Source organism: Halovenus rubra (assembly GCF_026586665.1).
GTDB classification, from domain to species: Archaea; Halobacteriota; Halobacteria; order Halobacteriales; family Haloarculaceae; genus Halovenus; species Halovenus rubra.
Genome location: NZ_JAODIY010000037.1, coordinates 1 through 7,299, shown reverse-complemented (window position 1 = coordinate 7,299; position 7,299 = coordinate 1). Strand labels below are relative to the sequence as shown.

Here is a 7,299-nt window from a genome sequence, read left to right as displayed (position 1 = left end):
GAAGAACGTCTCTACCGTAGGATTATCTTGCAGGGTCGCTGGGCTCATACCACCTCAGCGTTCACCCTGCTCTCTGGTATGAGAACTGTTCTATGACACCCTCTATTACGGTACCTCTTTCTGGTTGTACGTTGATTTCCCGTACGAACAATCAGAGTCAGACAAGTGATCCGGCCCCCTCTGAAGACATTTTCATATTTATTGCCAATGAGCGAGCAGAGCAGATCACCGTTTCACTCACGGTAATGAACGATGACCGATCAGTCATTGGTGAAGAGAGTACTACACTTAGTTCTAAAGAGAGTATTAAGGTATATACTGGCATAACTGAGACCGGTGACTACCCATATGTGTTTTCTCTCAATGGACAACAGCAATTCGAGTACACATACAATGTTGATGACTTTCGGCTTCAAAATGGACTTGATATAGACATCTCAGTAGAGGAAAACGACATACAAGTTAGTGCTGAAGATTAGCCGAACTCAGTATGATTTCTGGTGAAAGGATGGCTAGTATAAATTCCTGAATCAATCAATAAGCGCCCTCTATCTTGCATGGCAGAATTAACCTGAGTAGTTGTGATGGTACAATCAACCACTCTGCTATTTTGATTTAGAGCCATAAATACCAATAGTGGCCAGTGTATTTGTCTGAATACCACTGATGGATCGAGATGATTTCGACGAGACGGCACCTGGTGAAATCATTCCCACGACGACACCAAAGGGGACGTATTCGGCGTTTCGGCCTGATCCGCTTTCGCCCTCAATCGACACTGAGCAACTCATAACACCGCTGGCGGAAGCGACACAGGCACTTGGTCGGCTTCACGGCATTGGGCCACGAGTCGGCTCAAGAGAGATCTTAATCGAGCCGTTCATTCGAAAAGAAGCACTCGAATCATCGCAAATCGAGGGAACACACGCCACTCTCTCAGATATCTACGCCTATGAGGCTGGCCAAGAAGCCCTCATCGACGAAGACAGGCGACAAGGCACCCAAGAAGTCGTGAACTATCTGTACGCACTGACGCACGGATTGGATGCAATCACAGCCGGCGATCCAATCACCGCCGAGTTGCTGTGTGAAATGCACGACCGATTACTTTCAGGTGTCCGCGGGGATGAGGCTGACCCAGGACAACTCCGCACGACCCAGAACTTCATCGGCAGTACGCCGTACATCCAAGACGCGAGGTACGTTCCGCCACCACCGAACGAGATTCCCGAACTTCTCGAAGACCTACTTGAGTACGCGAACAGAGAGACTGATCTACATCCGCTCCTCCGGATCGGGCTAATTCACTACCAGTTCGAGACGATTCACCCGTTTCTTGATGGGAATGGGCGGCTCGGACGGCTATTGATTAGTCTCCTCTTGCAACGTGACGGTCTCCTGCCCGAGCCGTATCTCTACCTGAGTTCGTATTTTAACGCACGACGTTCAGAATACGTCGATCATCTGTTGGCAGTCAGTCAGCGGGGTGAATGGGAAGAGTGGCTCCTGTTCTTCTTACGTGGCGTGCAGTCGCAGGCAGATGAGGCCCACCAGCGTGCAAACTTGCTGGTTGACCTTCGTGAGAACTATCAACAGCGCTACCAGAGCGAACGGTCTGAAAATATTTTAGAACTGGTCATGCGACTGTTCGAAGATCCGTATCTTGACGTGAATACGGCTGCCGAATGGTTGGATGTCGAATACAGTACGGCCAATCGACTGATTGGACAGCTTGAAGAGGGCGGAATACTCGAAGAACTCACCGGAAAAGAGCGAAATCGGTTCTACCGGGCAAGTGAAGTCTTCAAGATAATCAACAAGCCGATTGACCAACTCTGAACGACTGAACGGAGAGCGATAGGGCCTATGCATTGAGAACGCCGGTCTCAACTCCTGTCGTGCGTGAATTTGAGACTACGTCGAATTCCGTAGGAGTGTAGGTACAATCAGATCTCTTGCTATACTGAGACAACGTTAATTAAGACACTCGACATACCCGAGTCTAATGAGTTTTCGCGCCCTCCGTAGCTCGGATGAGAAGCCTGTCGTTCCAGAGGAGGTGGAAAACGGAGTCGATGTGAAATGTCCCAAATGTGGGGAGATAATGAGAGGACGGGGGCCGTCTAAAGACGGACGTGCACGGCATTTTTTTCATCTTGCGGATACTGACTGTCCCGGTGGTGAATCAGACATCCACCGAAAACGGAAGTCCCTCGCAGTGTCAGCACTTCGTGTTAACGTGAGTGATTACCGGCGCTGTGAACTTGAAGTTGGTATTGACGTAAGCGAGACTCGGACTGGTGTCGATACTCGGCGAGCTGATGTACTGCTTGAGTTTGAGGAGGAACACAGTATTTTCGGGCGTGGAATTGCTGTCGAGGTCCAGTACCGAAATTCACACAAGAACATTCCCGCTACGACGTACGATTATCTCTCTCAGGGGTACAGTGTCATTTGGGTAGATGAAGAAGAATTTACTGATAGGAGCTTTCGACTTGATGAGATTATCGTGAGGTTTGATAACTCCGAAAATACGTACCGCCCTACTTCGACTGAACCAGACGATCTTCTACCTCTTGATCCACCTCCTCTAACCGGACCGGAGCATTACTTTGATGAGCGGCTCTCTGGCCCTGAATCTCCAACTATGCGTTCAGCAGATGATTGCGAGCATCGATGGGTCGAACAGAGGGAGTTCTGCTATGAGTGCGCAGAGTGTAAAGCGAGGCTGCATGCAAACCCGTCGATACAGATAGAAACTGAGGGTGAGTCCAGACAGAGATTCAACGAGAACCACGGCTCCCAGAGTGGGTACGTCATTTCGCTTGATGTAGATGTCCCGTTTGAAGCACTCTCGCAGTTTAGGGCTCGTGGGAAAATCATTGAGGTCCGCAGTGAATCTCGCGATTGCTCTGAGTGCGGAGCAGAGTACGAGCATGTGATTGGATGGGATGGACTCAATTTGTATTCTCCAGGTCGGTTACGGGAGCAAATCAAGGGGAAATCTTACGAATCCCTACGGAAAGTGAATGGGAAGTGGGTCAGGAGCTGTCCCGAATGTGGCTCACCCAACCAACTCCGGTTTACGGAATCTGCCGATCTTTACTACTGTTCAAGCCCGATTGATACCGTGTGGCTTCCGAATGAGTCTTCGGGAAATCGTTTTTGACCGGAGAGGACTTTCATACGAATAACTCATGGATGAGCGAGCGGTCCAGATAGAAGTGTCTGAGTGGTTAGAACAACACGCTAATGGCTCTGTGTACTGGTCCGAAAACCCAACTGAAGGTTTTGGCCGATTCAATATGAACTCAGATTCTGGTCGTCCCGATTTGCTTTGCACTGGTGAGTCAAACATTCTAATTGAGTTGAATGATGGGGACGATTTGGCAGGTATTTATGATGCTATGACCCAACTCCACCGATACTGGCAATCATAATACGGTGGTGCATCTGTTGAGACCAATCAGGGCCCTATAGAAGTTAATGCATTTGTGATAGCCACGCAGTACTCACCTGAGGGTCACCTCTTCAAAGAAGAGCGAGAGCAAGGCTTCCGGCAGACGTATGAGAACCATCAAGCGGGTTGGAATCAAGGTATGCGGCCACGTTACGAGTATGCCCGGACAGAAGCTACCCCGAGAATCCAGTGGCGGTATGCTTGGGACGAGGCTGAAAGGAAACAGGGAATTGAACGAGACTCGATTGAATCTGGATTAAGTGTCTTGCTTTCAGAGACTCTTGAGGCACACCCGAGACAAACAGGATTCAATTCCTTCGAGTCAGACCAGCCATCTGCACTCCCAATGATCTTGATGTACTGCGGCGAGGAACAAGCTACCTGGACATCTTTGTAGGTTGCATCAACTGATAGTACGAGCCTGCCTTAATCTGTGGACATTTCGTGTCATTCGCAACTTGACTCGTGCGTCTCATTGCGAATGCTCCCTCTCATGTCCATGGGACTCGAATTTGAGGACAATTGTTAAATTACCACTCAGAAACCTTTCCAGGCATAGTCACAACTGACTGTGGCCTTACTTTTTGTCTGTAACGCTCTTTTCATCCGACCAGCCTTCATTACCACACTAAATGAATGACGGGCCTCGGATCGTTTCACCCGGTGAAACGTATCCATCGGCAACGAAACTTGCTGCCAAATCTGCGTAGTGGATTGGTACTGGAATACGAGTTGAGCGGATCGCACTTCCAACATGCATCTCTGATAGCCAGTACATCTGCTCAGTCAACACCTCAATATCAGTCGGACCAGTCCGTTGAATTACCCTCAGCGTCCGCGGAGTCCCAACACTGTTGCCTTCTTTTAGTTCCGGTTCTCCGACGGAGTGAAGGATTGACTCGTCACGACCCTCGGAAACAAACGCGGTTCCTTTATTGGCGATTCTAAATGCGGTTCCATCAAACTCACCAACACGCGGCTGCCCTGATTTCCTGATGCTGACAACGTCTAACGACGCGCCTGTCTCTGTGATTTCCTCTTTGATAGTTTGAAGATCCTCATTCAGTTTCCCATCACGGATAAGACAGAGACGCTGTGGTTTGAATCCCTTTTCAGCCGCAACATCAGAAACGAGGTCTCTTGCAAATTGACCCACATCCATCGCGCTAAACCGTTCACCACTTTGCTGTGTGGTGGATTCTGCTGCGAAAGTGGTCCCATCAGCTAAAACGACACTGGCGCTTGCACCAGTGTGTTGGTCGGACTGCTCGTCATAACTCACGTCCAGCCCTAAGTATGCATCCGTCTTTTCTGGAAGTCCGTCGAGTTGCCAAGGCGTCCCTCCTGCTTTCGCTACGAGCGCACTAAGGATATTTAAGAGTTTTCGGTTAGCAGAGAGTGAGCGGTTCTTTTTGCTAAGAATTGACTCTGCACTCGATTTTTGCATCATTTGAGACGGAATACCTTGACGCATTAATGTCCGTTTAAGCTCATCGTATGGGTCGTCAACTGGGAAGTCTACGATTTTATCTTCATCTGGGACCACGACAAGGGCCACGTCCGTATCTGAGGGAAGGTCGTGCCAAACGTTGCTGTATGATGCTTCTGAGCCCAGTTCATATTGGCGGACACGAGTCGCGCTCGGCGATCCAATCCTGTTGAGGGATTTAACTATAATTGGTGGTAGCTCGTCTTCAATTGTCTCAAATCGTTCTGGGCAGATTAGTGCGACTGTACATTCCTCTGGTGGCGAATACACGCCATGTGTAGTTATTCCTTCACTTGGTGTGCGTGCACTCTGATCGTCGTGGAAACGCAGCGGAGACGGCCCGCTCAAGTATTCGTACCGGGTGTAGCCGGCGTTAGTAGGTCCGGGAGTGAATTCTAAGTCGAGGACTGGGAGACGGCCAAGGTTCTGGATGAAATCACGGAAATATTCTATACGCTCCCTTGGCATCATCGCTCGCTTGCTAGAAAACCTACGGTGGAATTCTGAACTCTGTTTCCTAACCGTATTTGTATCAGCTGCATAGACAAGCAATTGCGGAAGATGATGGCGAATATTCTCACCATCGTATGTCAGTTCCACCATTTGGGGGTCTTTATCCATGTATTCCTGACGGAGGTCTTCATCTAGATTCCCCTCATGCATCGCCGCAATGCTGTCCCCCACATCCGGGATTTCTTCTGTGTATGAATAGTCACTCCAGCCACGCAACTCACCTTCGCCCTCAACGTAATAGTTCCGGAGGTCATGTTGTACTGTGGCTTGAGGGAGTTCATCACCGTGCGAATAATCTTCTGCAATTGTCCTCGTTCCTTTTAAATTGTGACCAACGTCAACGTGTAAGAGAACACGGCCATTTGCAGTAACATCGACTTTTAATTCAAAAGTGTGGTGGGCAGCAAACGGGTCGTCATCTGCTCCAAATGCTGGCTTTCGATCCGTAACATCGTTCAAATAACGGAAGTCATACCGAGACTCTGGAATTGCACGGCGAAGATCAGATTCGACAAGAGAGTCGATGAGTTCACGATCTTGCTGTGTCTCCGGGTTTAATTCAACCCGCTCATTAGAAGCCTTTTCAGCTGTAACTGTTCTCCCCCACGTAGATACACTTCGACTAAGCGAGCCAAGAGCCACTACTTCTAACGTATCTTTGGGTACAACCGGAATACCGTGTTTTTCACCTAAGAAGTATGCAGCTGTTGAGGTGAATTGCTCACGATCGTCTCGATAATTCAGTCCACCATCTACACGGAGGTCATATATATTGACATTAAGATTTGTGAGGCGACGGTTACTAGCTGAATTGAACAAGTAAGCGCCAGCCTCCTTGTCAGCTTGTGCCGACACCACTTCGCGTTGTGAGTCTGACATTGGACGTGGCACGGCCCAATCAGTAAAAAATCTGTCTCCCGTGCTAGTTGACAACCACTATACTGAGTCCAACTAATTCAGGCGTTGGAGAACGAAAAACGGTATCAGAGCGTGTAAATAGAGACCTCCAATGGAAGGAGTTCATCCTCGATAAAAAAGTCCGGAACTGTTTCGCTCTCCCAGTCAGTATCAGCTAAAAATGCTCCCAAATCATCAGACCAGTCGGGTTCAACATTAGATGTCGGAGCTTCTCCCAGGTCAGCGGCAAGCACCTTCCAAATCGTTGCTTCTTCGTACAGATCTGGATCACTTGGGATATACCCCAGAATGGTGTTTGGAACGACTACAACGAGCAATTCACTGTGACGTGTCAACGAGACGTTGATCCGCTTTTCCGAAAGCAAAAAATCACTTTCTGTATCAATATACGACGGATCTGAAACCGTCGCGTTGACTACCATCATATGCCGCTCACCACCTTGGAATTTGTTGACCGTTTCAATCTGCGTGTCTCGACCCGGGAGCGACCGCCATCCGCCATCCGCATCGGTTCTTCGGCTGGTTGGGAGATGTGAATGGAGATGCCCACGGTGGGCGTTGTGTGGTGTCACAACACCAATCTTAGTATCTTCGTCAGTATGAGGAATCAGCGACTGTGTAATGATACTCTCAATCGGGTTCCATTGCTGATGCTCAACCACTGGATCGTATGTGATTAATGCAACACTTGTCTCACCGCTGAACACGGTTTTAAGAACGTCTGGAGGAGCATCGTCTGTCTCGTACCCAGCTAACTCTTCGTTAGCCTGATACGGAATTCCATCTTTCGAGTACAACGTGCGTTGCATCAGGGAGAGGGTGTCATAGAACAGTTCTCATACCAGAGAGCAGGGTGAACGCTGAGGTGGTATGAGCCCAGCGACCCTGCAAGATAATCCTACGGTAGAGACGTTCTTCA

At 49.0% G+C, this 7,299-nt stretch carries 5 protein-coding genes; 3 read left to right on the top strand and 2 right to left on the bottom strand.

Going from position 1 to position 7,299, the window contains the following annotated elements; all coding sequences use genetic code 11:
• Positions 1-666: 666 nt before the first annotated feature.
• From N5098_RS15270 to N5098_RS15260, 3 genes are all read left to right on the top strand, one after another.
• The gene (locus N5098_RS15270; protein ID WP_267638749.1) at positions 667-1,839 is read left to right on the top strand and encodes a Fic family protein; all 1,173 of its coding nucleotides are present in this window, start codon (positions 667-669) and stop codon (positions 1,837-1,839) included.
• Positions 1,840-2,005: 166 nt separating this feature from the next.
• Positions 2,006-3,169 carry a competence protein CoiA family protein gene (locus N5098_RS15265; protein WP_267638748.1) on the top strand — a complete coding sequence of 388 codons (1,164 nt, stop codon included), beginning with the start codon at positions 2,006-2,008 and terminating at the stop codon, positions 3,167-3,169.
• A 430-nt stretch (positions 3,170-3,599) separates the two neighbouring features.
• Positions 3,600-3,857 carry a hypothetical protein gene (locus N5098_RS15260; protein WP_267638747.1) on the top strand — a complete coding sequence of 86 codons (258 nt, stop codon included), beginning with the start codon at positions 3,600-3,602 and terminating at the stop codon, positions 3,855-3,857.
• A gap of 231 nt (positions 3,858-4,088) precedes the next feature.
• Here N5098_RS15260 and N5098_RS15255 read toward each other — a convergent pair whose 3' ends face one another.
• Together N5098_RS15255 and N5098_RS15250 are read right to left on the bottom strand one after the other, a co-directional pair.
• On the bottom strand, positions 4,089-6,341 hold the full coding sequence (locus N5098_RS15255) for a Piwi domain-containing protein (RefSeq protein WP_267638746.1): 2,253 nt from the start codon (positions 6,339-6,341) through the stop codon (positions 4,089-4,091).
• A 104-nt stretch (positions 6,342-6,445) separates the two neighbouring features.
• Positions 6,446-7,189 (bottom strand): AAA domain-containing protein, encoded by a 744-nt coding sequence (locus N5098_RS15250; protein ID WP_267638745.1) that lies wholly within the window; start codon positions 7,187-7,189, stop codon positions 6,446-6,448.
• Positions 7,190-7,299 lie beyond the last annotated feature (110 nt).